This window comes from Pseudenhygromyxa sp. WMMC2535, assembly GCF_011083025.2.
The window spans coordinates 7,284,749-7,306,300 of the sequence record NZ_JABJWV010000001.1; the positions used below are offsets into that span (position 1 = coordinate 7,284,749).

6 protein-coding genes are annotated in these 21,552 nt (G+C 73.6%); 3 read left to right on the forward strand and 3 right to left on the reverse strand.

What is annotated here, in order from left to right:
- Positions 1-50: 50 nt before the first annotated feature.
- From G6O69_RS28265 to G6O69_RS28275, 3 genes are read left to right on the forward strand one after another with little or no spacing between them, the layout of a single operon-like run.
- A complete protein-coding gene (locus G6O69_RS28265; protein ID WP_172306590.1) occupies positions 51-15,971 on the forward strand; it encodes an SDR family NAD(P)-dependent oxidoreductase in 15,921 nt (5,306 codons plus the stop codon).
- Positions 15,972-15,992: 21 nt separating this feature from the next.
- Positions 15,993-16,778, forward strand: a complete 786-nt coding sequence (locus G6O69_RS28270) for a hypothetical protein (RefSeq protein WP_172306591.1) — start codon at positions 15,993-15,995, stop codon at positions 16,776-16,778.
- Positions 16,775-18,562: an FAD-dependent monooxygenase gene (locus G6O69_RS28275; protein WP_172306592.1), complete on the forward strand. Its 1,788-nt coding sequence runs from the start codon at positions 16,775-16,777 to the stop codon at positions 18,560-18,562. Before G6O69_RS28270 ends, G6O69_RS28275 begins: the two co-directional genes overlap by 4 nt.
- On the opposite strand, the gene G6O69_RS28280 is transcribed toward G6O69_RS28275, so the two are convergent.
- Genes G6O69_RS28280 through G6O69_RS28290 form a run of 3 tightly spaced genes read right to left on the reverse strand, consistent with a single transcriptional unit; the run spans position 18,541 to position 21,538 of the window.
- The gene (locus G6O69_RS28280) at positions 18,541-19,587 is read right to left on the reverse strand and encodes an ABC transporter permease (RefSeq protein ID WP_172306593.1); all 1,047 of its coding nucleotides are present in this window, start codon (positions 19,585-19,587) and stop codon (positions 18,541-18,543) included. The two genes, G6O69_RS28275 and G6O69_RS28280, sit on opposite strands and share 22 nt — an antisense overlap.
- Entirely contained in the window at positions 19,587-20,675 is a 1,089-nt protein-coding gene (locus tag G6O69_RS28285; protein WP_172306594.1) for an ABC transporter permease, read from the reverse strand. Before G6O69_RS28285 ends, G6O69_RS28280 begins: the two co-directional genes overlap by 1 nt.
- Positions 20,672-21,538, reverse strand: coding sequence for an ABC transporter ATP-binding protein (locus tag G6O69_RS28290; RefSeq protein ID WP_172306595.1), 867 nt, complete (start codon positions 21,536-21,538; stop codon positions 20,672-20,674). The genes G6O69_RS28285 and G6O69_RS28290 overlap by 4 nt, the downstream gene beginning before the upstream one ends.
- Positions 21,539-21,552: the final 14 nt, after the last annotated feature.

Sequence of the window (21,552 nt, forward strand, 5' to 3'; positions counted from 1 at the left end):
CGCCCAGGCCGCTGCGAACGCTCTCTTCTCTCGCCGCTCTCCTCGCGCTCATGACAACCTCCTCGCTCGTTCCTCTGGCCTCTTTTCACTGCCGCGTCAGCGTCGACTTCGATGATCTGATCGTTCGAGATCACCGCGTCCACGGCGTCCGGGTGCTCCCGGGGGTGGTGTTCTTCGATCTCGTCCACCGGGCGCTGGCCGGGCGAGGCGTGAGCGTGGGCGAGGTCGCCCTGTCCGAGGTGCTCTTCTCCGAGCCGGTGGCGGTGTCGCGGGAGCAGGGGCGGACGATCGAGCTGCGCTTCTCGGCGCTCGCGGGCGAGGGCGAGGGCGGCTGGGCGGTCGAGGGCCTGAGCTGGCCGTCGCCACGGACCGCGGACAGCGACGAGCACACGCGGGAGAACTTCCGCTGTGTCGCCCGCCTGTGCGCGCAGGTCGATGACGCGGGCGCCGAGCCGGCCACGTCGAAGCTCGGCGCCCTGGTCGAAGAGCTCGATCTCGACGCGGCCTACGCCTACGCGCGGGCCGTGTCCATCGAGCACTTCGAGTTCATGAAGGGGGAGGGCAGCGTGGCCGTCCACGAACACGCCCTCGTCGCCCAGATCCACCCCAGCGCCAGGGCGCGGGCCCACGCCGAGAGCTTCGCGCTGCACCCCGCGTGCCTCGACAGCGCGACCTTGATCCCCTTCTTGGCGGTGATGCGCGGCCACGAGGACGGCCTGCGGCCCTTCATCCCGATCCATGTCCGGCGCTTTCGCGCCTGGGCGCCCGTTCGTGGGCCGGTGGAGGTGTTTGTCGCGCGCGAGCGCTGCGTCCTGGGGGAGGACGTATTCGTCTGCGACATCGAGCTGCGCGAGCCTCGGGGCGGACGCCTGCTCGCGCGCTTCGATGGGCTCACGACCAAGCGGATCCGCTCGCCGCAGCTGCTCGAGCGCCTGGTTCATGCCGAGCTCTCGCCGGCGCCCGGGGTCGCCGCGGATGCCGATGTCTCGACCGCGACGCAGGCGGCCGCCGGCCGTGGCCGCAGCGTCGCACATGCCAGCGAGGGGGACGCTGACCCGCGCGCGCGGGCCGAGGCGCTGATCCGCGGGCTGCTGGCTGCCGAGCTCGGCGAGCAGCAGCCCGCGAGGCTCGACGCGAAGACCAACTTTTATGACCTGGGCCTGGACTCCTCGGCCCTGCTGAGCGTCAGCGTGGCCCTGGGAGAGGCGCTGGGCGTACAGCTCTATCCCACGCTGCTCTTCGAGCACAGCAGCGTGGCCGCGCTGGCGGCGTTCGTGGCTTCGGCCCACGCCGAGCGGCTCCGCGCCGAGGGGGCTGCTACCGATACTGCTCCCGTCCAAGCCAGGGGAGCGGCCAACGAGCAGGGCGCTCCCCTGCGAGCCACCGCAGGCGAGGCGCCTGGTGGCCCCATCGCAATCATCGGCCTCGCCGGCCGCTACGCCCACGCCGACGACGTCGAGGCGCTGTGGCGGGAGGTCCTCGCCCCGGGGCGCGACTGCATCGAGGAGATTCCGGCCTCGCGCTGGGACCACGCCGCCCGCTGCGAAGCGGACCCCCAGGGCAAGCTCGCCCGGGCCAAGTGGGGGAGCTTCCTGGCGCGGATCGATCGCTTCGACCCCGTGGCCTTTCAGATCGCCCCGCGCGAGGCCGAGCTCATGGATCCCCAGGAGCGGGTCTTCCTCGAGGTCGCCGCCGAGACCCTGGTCGACGCGGGCTACGGCGGCGAGGCCCTGGCGGGCGCCGCGGTCGGGGTGTTCGTGGGGGTGATGTGGGGCCAGTACGAGGCCCTGGGCATCGAAGGGGACGCGCTGCGTCGCGCGCGGGGCGAGGGCTCGCTGACGCCCATGTCCTTCGCCTCCTCCGTGGCCAACCGCGTGTCGCATCACTTCGATCTTCGCGGCCCGAGCCTGGCCGTGGACACGATGTGCTCGTCCTCGCTGACCGCCCTACACCTGGCCTGCGAGAGCCTGCGTCGGGGACAGGCCGAGCTCGCCCTGGCCGGCGGGGTCAACCTCATCATCCACCCGAGCAAGTACGAGTTCTTGACCCGCAACAACATGCTGGCCACGGACGGGCGCTGTCGGGCCTTTGGTGAGGGCGGCGACGGCTACGTCCCCGGCGAGGGGGCCGGGGCGGTGCTGCTCAAGCCGCTCGCTGCCGCGCAGCGCGACGGCGACTCGATCCTCGCGGTGATCCGCGGGAGCGCCCTCAACCATGGCGGGCGCGCCAACGGCTACACCGTGCCCGATCCCGACGCCCAGGCCCAAGTCGTGGCGGCCGCTGTCGCCGACGCGGGCGTCGAGCTCGACAGCGTGAGCTACGTCGAGGCCCACGGCACGGGCACGAGCCTCGGCGATCCCATCGAGCTGCGCGGCCTCGAAAAGGCGCTCGAGCGCCGGCCCGAGCGGGCGGGCGCAGCCTCGCGCTGCGCGATCGGATCGATCAAGACCAACCTCGGCCACCTCGAGGCCGCGGCCGGGATCGCCGGGCTGACCAAGCTGATCTTGCAGCTGCGCCACGGGCAGCTCGCGCCTTCGCTGCACGCGGGGACCCTCAACCCGCACATCGACTTCGAGCGCTCGCCCTTCGCCGTCCAGCGGACCCTCGCGCCCTGGCCGGCGCGTCCGGGCGTTCCGCGGCGGGCGGGCCTGAGCTCCTTTGGGGCCGGGGGCAGCAACGCCCACCTCGTGATCGAGGAGTATGTCGACGCGAAGGCGCGGCGCCTCGGCGCGGCCACGCCACAGCTGGTGATCGCGTCGGCGCGCAGCGACGATCAGCTGCGCGCCGGCCTGGCCCGGCTCGCCGCGCGGCTGGAGGCCCTCGCCGCGGGTGGCGACGCGCCCTCGTTGACGCAGGTCGCCTTCACCTTGGCCGCGGGCCGCAGCCAGGCGGGCGTGCGCGCGGCGATCGTCGTCGAGACGCTCACCGAGCTGCGGGCGGCTTTGGCGGATCTCCAGGATCCGCGCTGGCGATGGGGATCGCCCGGGCGTCGGGAGGTCGCGGGCCCCGAGCGTCGCGTCCAGAGCCTCGCCGCGAGCGGGGATCGGGCGGCCCTCGACGCGCTCGCGCGCGCCTTCGTGGCGGGGGCGAAGGTCGATCCTGCGATCTCGTGGCCGGACCCGCCGCGGCGCTGCTCGCTGCCGAGCTGGCCGTTCATTCACCGCCGCTGTTGGCTGCCCGAGGCGCGCCTGCACCCGCTGGTGCATCGCCGCCTCGGCAGCGGCTCGCGCTTCGAGACCAACTTCGACGCGCGAGACTGGTTGCTGACCGCGCACCGCGTCGGGGGCAGGCCGGTGCTCCCGGGGGTGGTGAGCGCCGCCATGATGCTCGCCGCGGCGTCGCTGGCGAAGCCCGCAGGCGAGCGCCGGGGAGCCGTCCAGCTCGGCGAGCTGCGCTGGACTCGGCCGATCGTCGCCGACGACGACGGCTGCGCGAGCGTCGAGATCGAGCTCGCAGGCGGGCGCGCGTCGGTGCGCTCGGGCTCGACGCGCTGCGCCGAGGCGCGGCTCGAGGGGGGACCCCAGGCGCCGGAGGAGGCGCAGACATCGGCCGTCCCCGAGCTGGATGTGCTGCGCCAGCGCTGCGCCGAGCCCGTCTCGGTCGCCGACTGCTACGCCGCCCTCGAGGCGAGCGGGCTCGAGCACGGCGGGCGCCTGCGGGTCGTCGCCGCGGCCTGGGCAGGTCCTGGGCAGGCCCTCGCGCGCCTCGACCTCAGCGCGGGCTCGACCGACGCCAGCCGGGATCCACAGGGCCGCGCGTTGGCGTTGTGCGTCGCCCTCGATGGCGTCTTGCAGGTCAGCGGCGCCCTCGCGGAGGTCCGCGCAGATCGGGCGCGCTGGCTGCCCCAGGGCGTCGCCGCGCTGAGCCTCGCCGGCGCGGCTCAGCGCGTCGCGCTCCCGAGCCACGCGTGGGTGCACCTTCGCGTGTGCTCACACGAGTCGGCGCGGATCTGCTTCGACGGCGAGCTCTTCGACGAGAGCGGGCAGGTCTGGGCGCGCCTGCGTGGCGTGGAGCTGCGCCCTCAGCTGAGCGAGGCGTTGCCCCGCGCGCGGCAGACCTTCACTCGCGCGGCGCTGCGGCCGGTTCCGGCCCCGGCCCCGGCCCAGGCCCAGGCGAGCTCGGGGGAGGGCGCGGTCTTCGAGGGCGGGGATGTCCGTCAGGTCTGCGAGCGCTGGCTGCCCGCGGCCCTCGCCAGCGAGGCCAAAGCCCCGCTCCCCGAGGGGCCCGTGCTGGTGTTCGAGGCCGGCGACCGCCCGCTCTCGACGCGGCTCGCCGGCGCGCTTTCGGGGCCTCTGATCTCGGTGGTCCCCGGGCCGAGCTTCGCCGCCCACGGCCGCGATCGCTACGCCCTGCGCCCGGGCGCTGGCGAGGACTTCGGCGCGCTGCTCGACGCCCTCGACCGCGCCGACGCCCGCCCGGTCGCGGCGCTCTTCGCCTGGGCCCGACCCGAGCGCGAGAGCAGCCTCGCGGGTGAGCTCGAGGCCGGGGTCTACAGCGTCTTCGCGCTGATCCAGGCCTGGCTTGCGCGCGCGCCCTCGCAGCTGCGGCTTTGCTACCTGCACCCCGTGGGCGAGGCCGTGCACGCGGCCGTGGAGGGGCTGCTGCGCACGGCCGGTCGAGAGCACCACGGCCTGCGCGGGGCCTCGACCCTGGCCATGGAGCTCGGCGATCCGCAGGCCCCGGCGCGGATCCTCGCCGAGCTCGCCGTCGCCCCCGATCCCGCCCCGCTGCGCTGGCTTGGCGATCGCCGCGAGCGCCTGCGGCGGCTGGCGATCGCCGCCGCGCCCATCGATCCGCGCGCGGCAGACGAGCTGGCCGAGCGCACGCTTGGGCGCGAGCGCGGGGCCCAGGTCTGCCTGATCACCGGCGGCATGGGCGGCCTGGGTCGGCTCTTCGCCCGCGCCCTCGGCCGCCCCGATGTCCGCGGGCAGGCGGCCACGATCGTGCTCGTGGGTCGCCGTGATCCCCTCGCCATCGCCGACGCGCTGGCCGAGCTGCGCGAGGACGTGCCCGGGCTGATCTATCGCCGCGTCGACATCGCCCGGGCCGAGGCGGTCGAGGCCCTCGTCGCCGAGCTGCTCGCCAGCCACGGGCGCCTCGACGCGGTGATCCACGCCGCCGGGGTGCTGCGCGACGGCCTGCTCAACGGGAGCGATCGCGCGGCCTTCGCGGCCGTCCTCGCGCCCAAGCTGCTCGGCGCGCGCTGGCTCGACCGAGCGACGCGCAGCCTGCCCCTGCGCGCCTTCGTGTGCTTCTCGTCGATCGCCGGGATGATCGGCAACCCCGGCCAGGCCGCCTACGCCTGCGCCAACCGCTACCTCGATCGTCTCATGGAGGCCCGCCAGGGCGAGGCCCGGGGCCTCAGCCTGTCGATCGCCTGGCCGCTGTGGCGCGAGGGCGGCATGCGGGTCGACGCGCAGGTCGAGGCCATGCTCGCGCGGAGCCTGGGCATGCGGCCGCTGGCGCGCGACGAGGGCCTGGCATGCATGGCCGCGGCCTTGGTCGCGCCGGCGCCGGTCGTCGCTTACATGGCGGGGGAGCGCCAGCGCATCGACGCGGCCCTGGAGCTGCGCGAGGGGGCGGTCTCGACACGCGATGGGGATCCGCAGTCGCAGGCGCCCGCGCGCGGACGGGCTACGAGCGCGGCAAGTCACTCGGGAGACGACCCGGCGAGCCACGCGGGAGAGGGGCCCGTCGTTGGCGCCGTAGACCCGCGGGCGGATCGGGTGCAGGCGGCCCTGGCTGCGATCTTGGAGGTCGCGCCGCGGGAGGTCGACCTCGAGAGCGACGCCGAGGGCCTGGGCCTGGACGCGCCCGCCCTCGATCGCCTCGCGGCCGCCTTGGAAGACGAGTGCGAGGGGCCGCTCACCGCCCTGCGCATCGCCGAACTCGGCAGCCTCGGGGAGCTGGCGTCGCTGCTGGGCGCGTCGCGGCTGGGACCGACCCGCCAGCTCACCGAGGTGGGGGCGCGCGGCGTCGTCGCGGTGCAGCCCGAGGTAGGGGGAGATGACGCCGGCGAGGCCATCGCGCGCGTCCGGGAGATCACCGCGTCGGTGCTGGGCATGCGCGCCGACGAGATCGACCCCAAGGCGGCCCTGCGCGAGTACGGCGTGGACTCGATCTCCGTGGTCGAACTCGCCGAGCGCCTCGGCGCGGCCTTTGGTGTCGAGCTGGCCCCGGCGGCCCTGTTTGGCGTGGGCGAGATCCTCGAGGTCGTCGAGATGATCACCGCGCTCGGCGGGGCCCGGCCCACGCCTTCGCCGGATCCCCGGCCCGCGTCGGCGTCGGTCCGGATCGAGGGCAGCGCGGCGCTCGAGCGAGGGCCGAGCGGGCGCGCCGAGGACCTGGCGATCATCGGCATGAGCGGCCGCTTCCCCGGCTCGCCGAGCCTGGGCGACTACTGGGATAATTTGGCCGCGGCCCGCGACCTGATCACCGAGGTCCCGGCGGCGCGCTGGGACTGGCGGGCGCTCGACGGTGACGCCCTCGCGGCGCCCAACAAGACCCGCGCGCGCTGGGGCGGCTTCATCACCGACGTCGACCGCTTCGACGCCGCGCGCTTCGGGATCTCGCCCAAGCAAGCCGAGTGGATGGATCCCCAGCACCGCCTGATGCTCGAGGTCCTGTGGCAGGCCCTGGCCGACGCTGGGGTCGCCCCCGAGTCCCTGCGCGGCAGCGAGGCCGGCGTGTTCATCGGCGTGGGCACGAGCGACTACCACGATCGCGCCCGGGCCCTGGGCATCCCCGCCGAGGCCCAGTCGATCCTCGGCCGCGCGCACTCGGTGCTCCCCAGCCGCGTCTCCTACCTGCTCGATCTCCACGGCCCGAGCCTCGCGGTCGAGACGGCCTGCTCGAGCAGCCTCGTGGCGGTGCTCCAGGCCGCGCAGAGCCTCCGCAGCGGCCGCTGCGAGCTGGCCATGGTCGGCGGCGTCAACTTGATCCTCGACCCCTATCTCAGCGTGAGCTTCGACCGCGCGGGCATGCTCTCGCCCCGGGGTCGCTGCCGCAGCTTCGACGCGGGCGCCGACGGCTACGTGCGCGGCGAGGGGGTGGGCGCGCTGGTGCTCAAGACCCTGAGCCAGGCGATGCGCGACGGCGATCCGATCCGCGCGGTGATCAAGGGCGGGGCGGTCAACCACGGCGGCCTTGCCAACGCGCTCACGGCCCCAAACCCGCGCTCCCAGGCGCAGCTGCTGATCTCGGCCTACCGCGACGCCGAGGTCGATCCGATCAGCGTCGGCTACATCGAGGCGCACGGCACCGGGACCCCGCTGGGCGACCCGATCGAGATCCGCGGCCTGCACGAGGCCTTTGCCAGCCTGCACGGCGAGCGAGGGCGCGAGGCCGCGCCCGAGGGCCACTGCGCCCTCGGATCGGTCAAGGCCAACATCGGTCACCTCGAGACGGCCGCGGGCATCGCTGGGCTGATCAAGGCGGTGTTGTGCCTGGAGCACCAGACCATCCCCGGCCAGGCCCAGCTCGACGCGCTCAACCCCCAGATCGCCGCGCAGCTGCGCCGTGGCTCGGCGCTGCGGGTGGCCGAGCGCACTGGGCCCTGGCCGGCGCCGACCTGCGGGGGCCCCCGGCGCGCGGGCGTCAGCTCCTTTGGCTTTGGTGGCGTCAACGCCCACGTCGTGCTCGAGGAGGCGCCCGCGGGCTACCGTGCGCGGCGCGAGAGCTTGCCCGAGCCGCGCTTCGAGGCGACGCGCTACTGGCTGGCTGGGCTCGCACCAGCAGCGCCCGCGCCCATTCCCGTGGTCGCGCAGGGCCCCGAGGCGCGCCCCGGAGTGCGTGAGACACAGGCCGGCCAGGGGCTGACCCGCGCGACCGTGATCGACGAGCTGTGCGCGCTGCTCGAGCGCGTGGCCAAGGTCCCGCGCGCGCGCATCGAGCTCGACGCGGACTTCGATCGCTACGGCCTCGAGTCGGTGCTGATCCTCGAGCTCAACTACGCCCTGCGAGCGCGCTACGGGGCGCTCCCGGCGACCTTGTTCTACAAGTACAAGACCCTCTCGGCGCTGGCGGACTACCTCGTGGCGCGGGGCCGCTCGTTGCCCGCGGCGAGCGAGGAGGGGGCGGCCGTGCCCGAGGGGTCGGCGTTCGCCGAGGCGGCCGTCCGTCCGCAGGACATCGCGATTGTCGGCGCGAGCGGCCGCTACCCCGGCGCGGAAGACCTCGACGCCCTGTGGACGCTGATCGCCGCCGGTCGCCACGCGATCACCGAGGTCCCCGCCACGCGCTGGGACATGGCCGACTACTACGATCCCGAGCCCAAGCCCGGGCGGATCTACTGCAAGTGGGGCGGCTTCCTGCCCGAGGTCGACCGCTTCGACGCGGCGCTCTTCGAGGTCGCGCCCTGGCTCGCGCGCTACATGGATCCGCAAGAGCGGCTCTTCCTCGAGCAAGCCTGGGCCTGCCTCGAGGACGCCGGCTACACGCCCCAGGGGCTGGCCGAGGCGAACGCGGTGAAGGGCGCGAGCGGACGCACGGGGGAGCGCCGGGCCAAGGTCGGCGTGTTCGTGGGCGCGAGCTACAACGAGTACGCGAGCCTCGCGGCCGAGGCCAACCTCGCCCGCGGCGAGCGCACGCCCTACAACACGCAGACCTTCTCGATCGCCAACCGGGTGTCCTACAGCCTGGGCCTCGGCGGGCCGTCGATGACCATCGACACGGCCTGCTCGGCGGCGCTCAACGCCGTGCACATGGCCTGCGAGAGCCTGCGCAGCGGCGCCTGCGAGCTGGCCATCGCTGGCGGGGTCAACCTCTCGCTGCATCCCAACAAGTACTTGATGCTCTGCGCCAACCGCTTCGCCGCGGCCGACGGGCGCTGCCGCAGCTTTGGCGAGGGGGGCACCGGCTACGTGCCCGGCGAGGGCGTGGGCGCCGTGCTGCTCAAGCCCCTGGCCGCGGCGCTGCGCGACGGCGACGCGATCCATGCGGTGATCAAGGGCGGGGCGGTGAACTGCGACGGCAAGACCTTCGGCTACACCGTGCCCAACCCCGTGGCGCAGACCGAGGTGATCCTCGCGGCCTGGGAGCGAGCAGGGATCGAGGCGGACAGCCTCGGCTATATCGAGGCCCACGGCACGGGCACGAGCCTCGGCGATCCCATCGAGGTCGCTGGCCTCGACGACGCCTTTGTCACGGCGCGCGTGAGCGGCTCGGGTTCGGGCTCGCCAGGGCGCTGCGCGCTGGGCTCGATCAAGGCCAACATTGGCCACCTCGAGGCCGCCGCGGGCATCGCCGCGCTGCACAAGGTCATGCTCCAGCTGGAGCACCAGACCCTCGCGCCGAGCCTGCTCCACGCAGATCGGGTCAACCCGGAGATCGACTTCGCGGCCACGCCGCTGGCGCTTCAGCGCAGCCTCGCGCCGTGGACGCGCCGCGTCGTGGATCAGCCGCGGCGCGCGGGGGTGAGCAGCTTTGGCGCGGGCGGAGTCAACGTGCACCTGGTGGTCGAGGAGGCCCCCGAGCGGCCGCGACGTGCGGGGGAGGGGGCGGCCAGCGGCGATGCGCTCGTGCTGATCTCCGCGCGCAGCCAAGCCGACTTGCGTGCCTATGCCGGCGCGCTTGCGACCAAAGTCCGGGAGCTGCGGGAGCTGCGGGAGCTGCGGGAGCTGCCGGGGCAAGGGAGCGCCCGCGAGCTGCTCGCAGACCTCGCCTACACCCTGGCGGTCGGGCGTGTCGCCCACGAGCGCCGCGCGGCGCTGTGCGTCGCAGACCTCGACGAGCTGCTCGCGGGCCTGGACGAGCTCGTCGCCGGCGGTGAGCTGCCCGAGATCGCCGACACGAGCGAGCGAGGTCGCCTCGTGCAGGGCTGGCTCGCCGGCGGCCCGCTCGCCGAGCCCCTGGTCGAGCGTTACTTCGCCGGGCCCCGACGGCGGGTTCACCTGCCGGTCCGCGCCTTCGTGCGCGAGCGCTACTGGCTGGCCGAAGCACCGCCGAAGCCAAAGCCGAAGTCGAAGCCCGAGTCGAGCTCGACCCGCGCGGCCGGTGACGCAGGGGAGGCAGGGGGCGCCTCGATCGCGGACGCAACGCGGCGAGCCCTGCGAGCTGCACCGGGTCAGCGAGCGGCGGCCTGCGAGCGCCTCGTGTCCGCGGTCGTCGCCGAGATCCTGGCCTTCGAGCCCGGGCAGACCCCGGACCCGCGCCGCGGCCTGTTCGCCATGGGCATGGAGTCCGTGCAGAGCACGGCCCTGGTCGTGCGTCTCGAGCAGCTCCTGGATCTGAGCCTGCACGCCACCTTGGTGTTCGATCATCCTTCGATCCGCGCGCTCGCGGAGCACCTGGCCGAGCAGCTCGACGCGCGCTCGGGCGAGGGGGCGCCGGGAGCCGAGCTGCCCGGCCAAGACGGCGGCGAGCGCAGCGATGGGGCGCCCGAGCTCCTGCTCGCGGCTTCGCGCTGGGTCCCCGCGGCGCTGGAGCCCGAGGGTGAAGGCGGCGAGCGCCGCGAGCTCGACTGTGTCCTCGTTGGCGGCAGCGAGGCCCTGTGTCGGGCGCTCTCGGACGCCGCTAGCAGCCGCCGGGTCGAGCACCTCCAAGACCTCGCGCCAGCTGAACTCGAGCGCCGCCTCGCCTCGGATACCCAGGCGGCGCTGGTCCTCATCGACGCGCGCTCCTTGCCCGCGCAGGCCCGCTTCGAGGCCTCCCTCGCCCAGGCGCGGGTCATCCTCGCCGCGGATCGCCGCGTGGAGCTGGTCGTCTTGCATGCGCTCGACGAGTCGGGCGAGCCTGGACCCACGGCCGCCGCGCTCGCGGGGTTTGCCCGGGCGGCAGCGATGGAGAGCCCCCGCCTGCGCTGGCGGGCATTCGGCGTCGACGCGGCTACGCGAGGCGACCTGCCGGGCCTCGCCGAGGCGATCCTCGCGGAGGCCTGCACGGCGCAGGTCACCCACGAGCTGTGCCTCGTGGGTGGACAGCGTCGCCGTCGCGCGCTCTTGGCTGGCGACCAGCTCGAGGTCCCCGCGCTGCCCGTGCTCGAGCCCGGCGCCGTGGTGTTGATCTCGGGGGGCACCGGCAAGCTCGGGCTGCTCGTCGGCGAGCGCCTGGCCAGCCGCGGCGCTCGCCTGGCGCTGCTCGCCCGCTCGGCCCCCAGCGCGGCCGCCAGCCAGCGGATCGCGGCCTTGCGCGCCGTGGGGACAGAGGTCCTCGTGGTCCAGGCGGACGTGGGCGAGCGCGCGCGACTGGACGCGGCCTTGGCAGAGATCAGGGCGCGCCTCGGTGGCGTCGCGGTTGTCATCCACGCCGCTGGCTGCCTGCGCGATGGGTTGATCCAGACCAAGACGCCAGAGGGAGCCCGCGCCGTGCTCGAGCCCAAGCTGGCGGGCGTCCACAACCTCGACGAGGCCACGGCCGACGATCCGCTCACGCACTTCGTCTGCTTCGCGTCGACGGCGGGGGTGTTCGGCAACGCGGGGCAGAGCGACTACGCCTTCGCCAACGCCTACCTCGACGGCTTCGTGCGCGCGCGGGCCCAGGCCGTGGCCGCGGGCGATCGCGCGGGGCGGAGCCTGGCGATCGACTGGCCGTTGTGGGCCGAAGGCGGGATGCAGGTCAGCGAGGAGATCCTGGCGTTCATGGCTCACCGCGGCGGACTCGTGCCGATGCCGAGCGCGGTGGGTCTCGATCTGCTCGAGGCCACGATGGCGGGCGCTTCAGGCCCGCGCCACGCCCAGACCTGCGTGCTCTTTGGCCACCGCGAGCGCATCGCCAGGCGGCTCCTGGATGCGCCGCCCGTGTCCGAGGGACCCCCAGCTGGCGCTACCGCTACCGATACTGGCACCAATACCGACACCGACATCCGCGTCGAGGACCCCGAGGACGCCATCGCCATCGTCGGCCTGGCCTGCCGCTTCCCCGGCGGCTGCGACACTCCCGAGGCGCTGTGGCGCCTGCTCGCCGATGGTCGCGTCGTCAGCGGTCCGGTCCCCGCGGCGCGCTGGGATCACGAGCGCTACTACAGCCCGCAGCGTGACCAGGCCGGTCGCTACTACGCCCAGGCGGCGGCCTTTTTGACCGAGGACCCCGCCGACTTCGACGCGAGCTTGTTCGGCATCTCCCCGCGGGAGGCGGCCGAGATGGATCCCCAGCAGCGCATGCTCCTCGAGGTCTCGTGGCGGGCCCTCGAGTCCGCGGGGGTGGCCGCAGACAGCCTCGGCGGCCGCGACGTGGGCGTCTACGTCGGGCTGACGGGCTCCGAGTACGCCCAGCTCCCCCGGCGCGCCGATCAGCTCGGGGCCTACACGGCCACGGGGACCGCGACCAACGTGGCGGCGGGTCGGGTAGCCCACGTGCTCGGCCTCCACGGCCCCGCGCTGACCGTGGACACGGCCTGCTCGTCCTCGCTGATGGCCGTGCACCTCGCCCGCCAGAGCCTCGCCTGCGGGGAGATCGAGCTCGCCGTGGTCGGCGGGGCCAACATGATGCTCTCGCCGGCGACCTTCGTGGCGCTCTCGCGCATGGGCGCGCTGGCCCCCGACGGGCGCTGCAAGAGCTTCTCGGCCGCCGCCGATGGCTACGGCCGCGGCGAGGGCTGCGGGGTGGTGGTGCTCGAGCGCCTCGCCGACGCGCGGCGCCTCGGCCACCCGGTGCGGGCGCTCTTGCTGGGCTCGGCCGCGAACCACGACGGTAGCAGCGGCGGCCTGACCGTGCCCAATGGCCAGGCTCAGCGGGCGCTCTTGCAGGAGGCGGCGCGCAGCGCTGGCGTGGATCCGGCGGCTGTCGGCTACGTCGAGGCCCACGGGACCGGCACGCCGCTGGGCGATCCCATCGAGCTGCGGGCGATCGCCGAGGTCTATCAGGGCGCGGCCGTGGGCGCGATCAAGACCAACCTCGGCCACCTCGAGGCCGCCGCCGGGATCGCTGGGCTGATCAAGGCCACGCTGTGTGTGGAGCGGGGAGAGGTCCTCGGCCAGCCGGCGCTGGGCGAGCTCAACCCGCGGATCGACCTCGACGCCGCCGGCCTCGAGATCCCCAGGCGCACCCGGCCATGGGCGAGCGCCGAGCGGCGGATCGCGGGGGTCAGCGCCTTTGGCTTCTCGGGCACCAACGTCCACGTGGTCGTGGCGGCCGACACGAAGGCGCCCGCGCCCGTCCTCACCTCTGGGGGATCTCGAGCCATGGCCGCGCGCCCGCTGCTGTGCCTCTCGGCCGCCAGCAAGGAGGCGCTGCGCGAGCTCGCCCGGCGCTGGCTCGACCGGCTCGAGCGGGTCCGAGACGAGGGCGAGCTGGCCTTGCTGTGCGCCGCCAACATGGTCGCGCGCGCCCACTTGCGCCACCGCGCGGCGATCGTCGGCACGCGCCGCGAGGCGCTGATCGCGGGGCTTCGCGCGCTGATCGACGAGCGTGTCGAGCCGCGGCTGTGGACCAGCCCGCGCGCTGGCGTCGACGGCCTCGGTGAGGTCGAGCTGGTGCTCGGTGAGGTCCGGACGCTGACCGAGGCCCTCGCCCTCGGCCCGGATCAGCGGCTGTCGACGCAGCTGGCGGCCTGGGGGCTGACGGGCTGTGGCGCGCCGTCCAAAGCGAGGGCCGCGGGGATCGGTCACCGCGGCGCGAGGGTCGAGCGCGTCGACGGGGTCCTGCGCGTGGTCATCGACGGCCTCGACGATCCCTGTGAACTCGTCGCGCTCTTCGCTGAGCTCTATGTCCTGGGGCTGCGGCCGACGAGGGCGCTGGCGGGCTGCTTCAGCGCGGACACCGGCGCCTGCGAGGGGCTGCCTGGCTATCCCTTTCAGCACCAGCGCCACTGGATCGCCGCGGCTCCGGCCGCGGTCTCGGCCGAGGAGCCTGCGTCCCTCGACTGGCCCTACTTCGAGCTGGGCGGGCTCGAGGCCGGCGCGCGGACGGCCCGCTCGCGCCATCGCCTGTCCCACGCGGCGCTGCCCGAGCTGGGTGACAACCATGGCGTCGCGCACATCGGACATCACCTCGAGCTCGTCACCCGGGTGATCCGCGAGTGGACGGGGACCGACAGCCTGTGTCTGGACGAGCTGCGCTTCACGCAGGCGCTGCGTCTGCGGGAGGGGGAGGCGCGAATCGTCGAGGTCGTACTCGAGGGCGAGGGGGGCGAGGGGGGCGAGGGGGGCGAGGGGGGCGAGGGGAACGCTCGCGGCCGCTGGTCGCTGCGCAGCGGCCCGGTCGGTGAGGCGCCGCGGGCCCTCCACGTCGAGGGTCGCTACGCCCCCGCAGCCCGGAGCTTCGCGGCCGATGCAACGCCGACCCTCGCCGGCGCGCAGACATGGCCCCGCGCGGCCTTCTACGCCGCGCTCGAGTCGCTGAGCTTCGACCTCGGGCCGAGCGTTCGCTGGGTCGAGTCGGCGCGCAGCGGCGGCGGGGTCGTGGAGGCGAGCTTCGCCGCGGATCCCCAGGCCGGCGCGCTCACGGCCTGGGATCCTCGCGCGGCCGCCGGGCTGGGCTTTCACCCGGGGATCCTCGATGCCTGCGCCCAGCTCGTCGCGCTGGCGGCCGCCGATCGCCTCGAGCCGGGCATGCGCTTCATGGTGGTGGCCATGGACGGCGTCCGGCTTTGGCGTCGCCCAGCATCGACGCCGACGGCAGATTCGACTGATGGCCCCGTGGCGTCGGCTCGGCTGCGGGCGCTGCCCGAGCGCCCGGGGGAGGACCTGCTGGGCGTCGAACTCCAGCTCTTCGACGCTGGCGGGGCGCTCGTGCTCGAGGTCGGGGACATGCGTCTGCGTCGCCTCGGCGCCCGGGCGCTGCGCTTGCTCGACGCGCCCCATGAGCCGGATCCGACGCTCGACGCTCGCGCGGGGTCGGGCTCGGAGTCGGAGTCGGGGTCGGGGTCGGGGTCGGATCATGGGGCAGGGCGCTCGTTCGCGCAGGTTCGCGCCCGCGTCCTCGCGCAGGTCGCCGAGGCCCTGGGGACGAGCCCCGCGAGCCTCGATCCCGGGCAGCCCCTGCGGACCTTGGGCATGGACTCGATCGTCGCCACCAGCTTGCTGGCGCCGCTGCGCGCCGAGCTCGGCCGCGAGCTCTCCATGGAGGTGCTGCTCCCCGGCCCGAGCGTCGACGAGCTGCTCGCGCTGGCGGGCGTGGACGCGAGCGAGGCGCGTGCACAGCCAACCTCGAATCTCAGCGCCGACGCGCGCCGTGGACTCAGCCCCTGGTTCGCCTTCGTCACCCGCCGCGAGGCTCCGCGGGCGCGCCTCGTGTGCCTGCCCTACGGCGCCGGCGGGGCCTCGGCCTACCGGCGCTGGTCCTGCCTGGATCCGGCCATCGAGGTCTGGCCGGTGCAGCTCCCTGGCCGCGAGGCTCGCATCGGCGAGGGCCCCCTGTCCGATCTCGACGCGCTCCTCGACGCCCTCGTCCCGGCCCTCGAAGACCAGGGACTGATCGGAGCCGACGCCGACGGGCTGCCCCTGGCGCTCTATGGCCAGAGCATGGGCGGGCTGATCGCCCTGGCCTTGGCGCGTCGCCTCCAGGCTCAGGGGCGCCCGCCGCTGCACCTGTTCATCGGAGGCCTCTCCGCCCCCGACGTCCAGCCCAACCCCTACCTCGACAGCCTGCGCGCGCGGCTGCGGGCCGCCGGCGTCCCCGACATCCCGCCGCCGGGCAGCCGCGAGGTCCCCGACGCCTTTTGGCAGGTCTTTCGCGAGCTCGACGAATTCTCGGACCAGCGAAAGCGGGGCTTCGAACACCTGCGCCCGGTGTTGCCCGCGGTGCTCGCCGACCTCGCCTTGGTGTCCAGCGATGGCGGCCGCGGTGGTCCGCCCCTCGAGCTGCCGATCACCGTGCTCCACGGCCGCGACGACGACCGCGTCCCGCCGGCCTCGCTGCGCACCTGGCCCGAGTACAGCGCCGTGGGCTGCGAGCAGCTCGAGGTCCCCGGCGACCACTTCTTCATCGACGACCCCCAATCCTTGCCCCACGTCGCAGCCGCGATCACGGCGGCCCTGGGCGCGGCCCTCGAGCCTGGCCGCGCGCCGCGGATCCCCACCCGACGCGGGGCCTGAGACCGACTGCGAGAACCCGACATGTCACGCCTGCAGCTATTCGAATTCAACGACGCCCCATGGACCCCCGCGCCCTTGCGCGAGACCGTGGTCGAATTTCTCCACCACATGGCCCTGAGCCTCGACATGTATGGTCCGGGCTTTCGCCTGGTCGCCGATCTCGTCGAGGACATCGGCGCGGATCGGGTGCAGCTGCTCTGCGCCGGGGGAGGGGGCGGCGCGCAGCAGCTCGTCCGCGAGCTCGACCGCGACGCCAAGCTGGTGCTCTCCGATCGCTTCCCCAACCCTTCGCGCTACGCCGAGCTCGCCGCCGAAGATCCGCGCATCGACTACGTAGCCGACCCCGTCGACGTCCGCGCCGTGCCCGAGTCCATGGCTGGCGTGCGGGTGATCGTCAACGCGATCCACCACCTCGAGCCCGCAGATGTTCGCGCCGTGATCGCCGACGCCGTGGCCAAGTCCCAGGCGCTGGTGTTCATCGAGCCGGTCCAGCGCGAGCTGCTGGCGACCCTGCGCTTTTGCGCCGCCGCTCCGGCGCTATGCGTGGGCATGAGCCTGGGCGGCATCCGCCCGCTGACCGCCCGCCGCGTGGCCCTGGGCGCCCTGGCCCCCGTGGGCACCATGGCCCTGGTCTTCGACGGCGTGGTCTCGCACCTGCGCGCCTACACCCTCGAGGAGTGGCGAGCGATGGCAGCGGCGGTCGACGTGGACGGGCGCTTCGACTGGCGCTTCGACGCGCTGCCCGGGGCCCTGGGCTCGAAGCTGACGGTGATGGTCGGGGTGCCCAAGGACGGAGGTGCACAGTGAGCGCGTCCACGACAACGACGTCCGCGACAACCACCGCGAGCACGGCCGTCGACGCGCGCAGCTGTGAGGTGCTGATCGCCGGCGCCGGCCCGGTCGGCCTGGTTCTGGCGCTGGCCCTGCGCCGCGCTGGCGTGGACGTGCGCATCATCGACGTCGCCGAGGGGCTGTCCGGGGCCTCCAAGGCGATCACCATCCAGCCGCGGACCCTCGAGGTCCTGCATCTGCTCGGCGTGGCCGAGGAGCTGGTCGCGGCCGGCGTGGTCGCGGGGGTCATGCACATGCACGTGGGTCGGGATCACCTGACCACGCTGCGCTACGACAAGCTCCCGACGGCCTATCCCTTCTACCTGCACCTGCATCAGGGCCAGACCGAGGCCCTGCTCGCCGAGGCCCTGGCCGCGCGCGGGGTGGTGGTCGAGCGCGGCTTGGGGCTGGTCGACTACCGCCAGCGGGGCGCCGCGGTCGAGGCCCAGCTGCGCCGCGCCGACGGCAGCCTCGTCGATGTGCGCTGCGCCTATCTGGCTGGCTGCGACGGCGGCCACAGCCAGGTCCGCAAGTGTACGGGGGTGGACTTTGTGGGCGAGCGCCACCGCGACGACTGGATCATGGCCGACGCGCGCATCGAGGGCTTCGAGCTCGCCCCCGACGAGCGCCACGCCTTCATGCTCGAGGACTACCCATTCGTGATCTTGCCGATGACGGACGGCTACTACCGGGTGATCGCGGCGCGCAGCGCCGACTCGCCGCTGCGTGGCGATCCCCCCAGCCTCGTCGAGTTCGACGCCATCGCGTCGAGCCTGGGCTTTCGCTGGCGCCTGCACGATCCCCTGTGGCTGACCCGCTACAACCCGAGCCAGCGCATCGCCGATCGCTTTCGCCACGGCCGGGTGCTCCTCGTTGGCGACGCCGCCCACGTCAACACGCCGATCGGCGCCCAGGGCCTCAACACGGGGGTCATGGACGCGCTCAACCTGGGCTGGAAGCTGGCCATGGCCGTGGGCGAGGCGCGGGAGGGATCGGGCTGCACGAGCGAGCTGCTCCTCGACAGCTACCACGCCGAGCGCCACCCGGCGGTGCTGAGCATGTTCCGCGGCAACGATCGCCTGACCCGCATGGTCTTTGGTCGAAACGCCGCGCTGCGCAAGCTCGCCCGGGCCAAGCTGCGCAGCCTCGAGCTGGGCGCGCTGAACCTGCGGCACACGGCGGACAGCGCCCAGCTCTCGCTGAGCTACGCTGGCAGCCCCGCGCTCGCCCCCGAGGACGACCACGCATCGGTCATTGGCCCGACCCTCGCGCAGCGCCTGGATCGCGCGCTCGCGGGCGCGGCGAGCTCGGCCGCGAGGCTCGGAGATCGGGCGCCTTGCTGTCCGCTGCGCGATCGCAAGGGGGCGCCGCGTGGCCATGTCTACGAGCTGCTCTCGGGTCGCGCGCACACCTTGCTGGTCTTCGACGACGGTCACCCCGAGGTTGCGAAGTGGGCCGATGCAGTCGCGGCTCACCACGCCGGATGGCTGAGCGTGCGCCGCCTCGCTCGGCGGCCGCTGGCCAACGAGGGCCCCGAGCAGGGCGTGTGGCGTGACGCCGGTGGCGAGATCGCGGCGGCCTATGGCGTGGTCGGTCGTGGGGCGGCGCTGGTCCGCCCGGACGCCTTCGTGGCGGCGCGGGTTGCCATCGGCGACGAGCGGGCCCTCGACGCCTACCTGGCGCGGCTGGGTGTTCGCAGGCCGGCCGTCCCCAAGCACGCGCGCGAGCGCGAGCCCGATCAGGCGGAGGCCTGCGCGTAGCCCAGGCGCCCGCGCAGCCACCAGGCCACGGCGAGCAGCACCGGCACGCCGGTGGTCGCGGCCAGGGCGGCGCTCGTCCAGGGATCCGTGCGCTCGCCCATGGCCGCGAACAGGGCCTGGACCGTCCAGTGGTTGGCGAACGCCCACTGCGTCCACAGCCAGCGCTGGGGCAGCACGAAGCCGAGGATCGGCAGGCTGGTCCACAGCGGCAGCAGGGCCTTGAGCGCGGCGATGGCCGCGAGCTGATCCTTGGCGACCACGCCGACGATCAGCCCCATGGACAGGGCGAAGGGCAGGCCGGCCAGGGTCGAGAGCTCGATGGCCAGCCAGTCGACCGAGAGGCCCAGGGGCAGGGCGACGGCGGGGACGACCATGGCGAGGGCGAGCACCGCCGCGAGGCCGAGCTTGGCCGCGAGGTACTCCCAAAAGCGCAGCGGCGAGACCAGGTAGGTGCGGATCACCCCGGAGGTCTTCTCCTCGAGGATCGTGAACCCGAGCATCACGCCGACGACGACACTGACGGCGTAGGTCAGCAGCGCGGCGGTAATCAGCCGGAGCTGGGAGCGGGCCCGGGCGCCCTCGGGGTCCACGGGCACGCGCTCGACGGCCGTGAGGACCTCGCCAGCCCGGGTTCGGGCGGCGTGGTCGAGGATCGCCGCGGGCAGCCCGCGCAGAGCCTCGGCTTCGTCGCCCTCGACGATCACCTCGGGCAAGGCGCCGGGATGATCGACCTGAGCGACGCCCAGCGCGTCGTCGCGGTCCAGCACCCGGGCGACCACGGCCTCGCGGTCGGCCACGCGCTCGATCTCGCCGTGGGCCGCGAGCGCGTCCACCCAGGTCGCGTCGAGCCTCTCGCTGACGACGAAGTGCGGGCCCGCGCCCTCGAGGATCGGCATCAGCAGCGCAAAACCCAGGCCGAGGACGAAGGGCGAGAGCAACATGTAGGTCATGAGCTGGTCGCGGCTGCCGGTGCGCAGATCCTTGGCGATCAGGCTCAGAACGCGGGAGAGTATGCGCGCGAACATCAGGGGGCCTCCGAGAGCAGGCGCCGGTGCAGCGCCAGGGCAGACAGCGAGATCATCGCGGCGGCGAAGAGCAGGCTGTAGGTCGTCGACGCGGCGATCACCGCCGCGTCCTTGGTGAAGAACACCGCCTCGGCGCCAAAGAGCGCGTGGTAGCTGGGCAGCCAGCGCGTCCACGCGAGGCCGGGCGAGGGCGAGAAGACCACGTACATCGGCGTGGCCGCGAGCAGGCCGACGGCGGCCATGGGGTAGAAGAACTGGGCGATGTCGCGGAAGAACGCGGCCAGACCCATGCCCAGGGCCGTCATCCCGGCGCAGCAGGGCAAGACGATCGCGTATAGCCGCGGCTCGAGCAGCAGGGCGGGGGCGGCCACGCCCACCAAGATCAGCAAGTTGAGCGCGGACAGGCCCAAGTTGACGGTCAGCTTGGCGAGCAGGTAGTCGAGGGCGCGCCCGGGGCTGACGCGATAGAGCGCCACGATCCCGCTTTGCTTGTCCTGGAGGACCATCACCGCGCCGAACATGAAGCCGAGCAGGCACAGATCGACGGCGAAGAGGATCGGCAGGAACATGAGATCGAAAGCCGGCTTTTGGGCGCCCGGATCGAGGACCGTCGGCGCGGGCAGGGGAGGGGAGCCCGCCGCACCTCGCCACATCGCGTCCACGCCGGTGTCGATCAGCGCGAGGCGCTCGGGGCTCTCGTTGCCCTGGACGTAGACCGTGGCCCGCGGGGCCTCCGAGCTGCCCTCGAACACGATCCCGAGGGCGCTCGGCTCCTCGGCGACGGCCTCGCGCAGGGCCTCGCGCTGCGTGAACACCTGGCTGGGATCGACCGCGTCGAGCAGCGCGGCGAAGCGCCCGCCCTCGCTCGCGTCGAGCAGGAGATCGTGGCTCTGGTGCTCGAGCTGCTCGGGCAGCACGAAGGCGATCAGCGCCCCAAAGAGCAGGGCGAGGGCCACGGTCACGTGGACCAGCTTGTGGCGCAGGGCGTGCTTGGCGTCCAGGCGGATCAGCGTGGCCAGACGCCGCAGCGCGCTCGCCCGACCACGGCCACGCTCCCGACCATGCTCGCGGATGTTTGAGCCGCTCACGCCGCCAGCTCCCGACCGGTGAGCTTGACGAAGATCGTGTCCAAGGTCGCCTCTTGTGAGTGCATGGTCTCGATCTCGCCGCTGGCCGTCAGCGAGCCGAGGTAGCGGCGGTCCTCGGCGTCGTCCAAGAACAATGTCTCGCTGGTCAGCACCCCATTTTGGCGGTGCTCGACCCGGACCGAGCGCTCGCCGTGGCGCAGCTTGAGGGCTCGCGGCGTGTCGCAAGCGGCGATCGTCCCGTCGTGGAGGAAGGCCAGGTGATCGCACAGCCCGTCGACCACCAGCATGTCGTGGGAGGTCAGCAAGATCGCCGCCCCGCGCTCTTTGTGCTCGCGGATGATCGCCATCACCACCCGCGCGGTCGCGGGATCCAGCCCCGAGGTCGGCTCGTCCAGGAACAGGTAGGCCGGGCGGTGGAGCAGCGAGCGCGCGAACACCAGGCGCTGCTTCATGCCTTTGGAGTAGTCCTCGGCCTTCTTGTCGGCGGCCTGACCGAGGCCGAGGCGCTCGAGCACGGCCAGCGGATCCTCGTGGCCGCCGTCCCTGGCCGGGTAGAGGCCCAAGAAGGCTTCGAGGTTCTCGCGCCCGGTCAGGCGCGGGAACAAGTTTGGGTGCTCGAAGGACACGCCGACCTCGGCGAAGAAGTCCCGGTCGAGCGTTCGGAGCGAGCGACCGTCATAGCGGACCTCCCCGGACTGGAGGGGCAAAAGGCGCGTCATGATCTTCTGGACCGTGGACTTGCCAGCCCCGCTCGGCCCGAGAAAGCCAAAGATCTCGCCGCTTTGGACCGTGAACTGGACGTCGTGGACGGCTGGGCCCTGCGCGCCTGGATAGGTGAAGGTGAGCTGCTCGACCTCGATCATCGCCCATCGAGCCT

Bases quoted from the DNA above. Each gene is read 5' to 3' on its own strand.
- G6O69_RS28270 (WP_172306591.1), top strand. From the start codon at position 15,993: ATGTCACGCCTGCAGCTATTCGAATTCAACGACGCCCCATGGACCCCC.
- G6O69_RS28280 (WP_172306593.1), bottom strand. From the start codon at position 19,587: ATGTTCGCGCGCATACTCTCCCGCGTTCTGAGCCTGATCGCCAAGGAT.
- G6O69_RS28290 (WP_172306595.1), bottom strand. From the start codon at position 21,538: ATGATCGAGGTCGAGCAGCTCACCTTCACCTATCCAGGCGCGCAGGGC.
- G6O69_RS28265 (WP_172306590.1), top strand. From the start codon at position 51: ATGACAACCTCCTCGCTCGTTCCTCTGGCCTCTTTTCACTGCCGCGTC.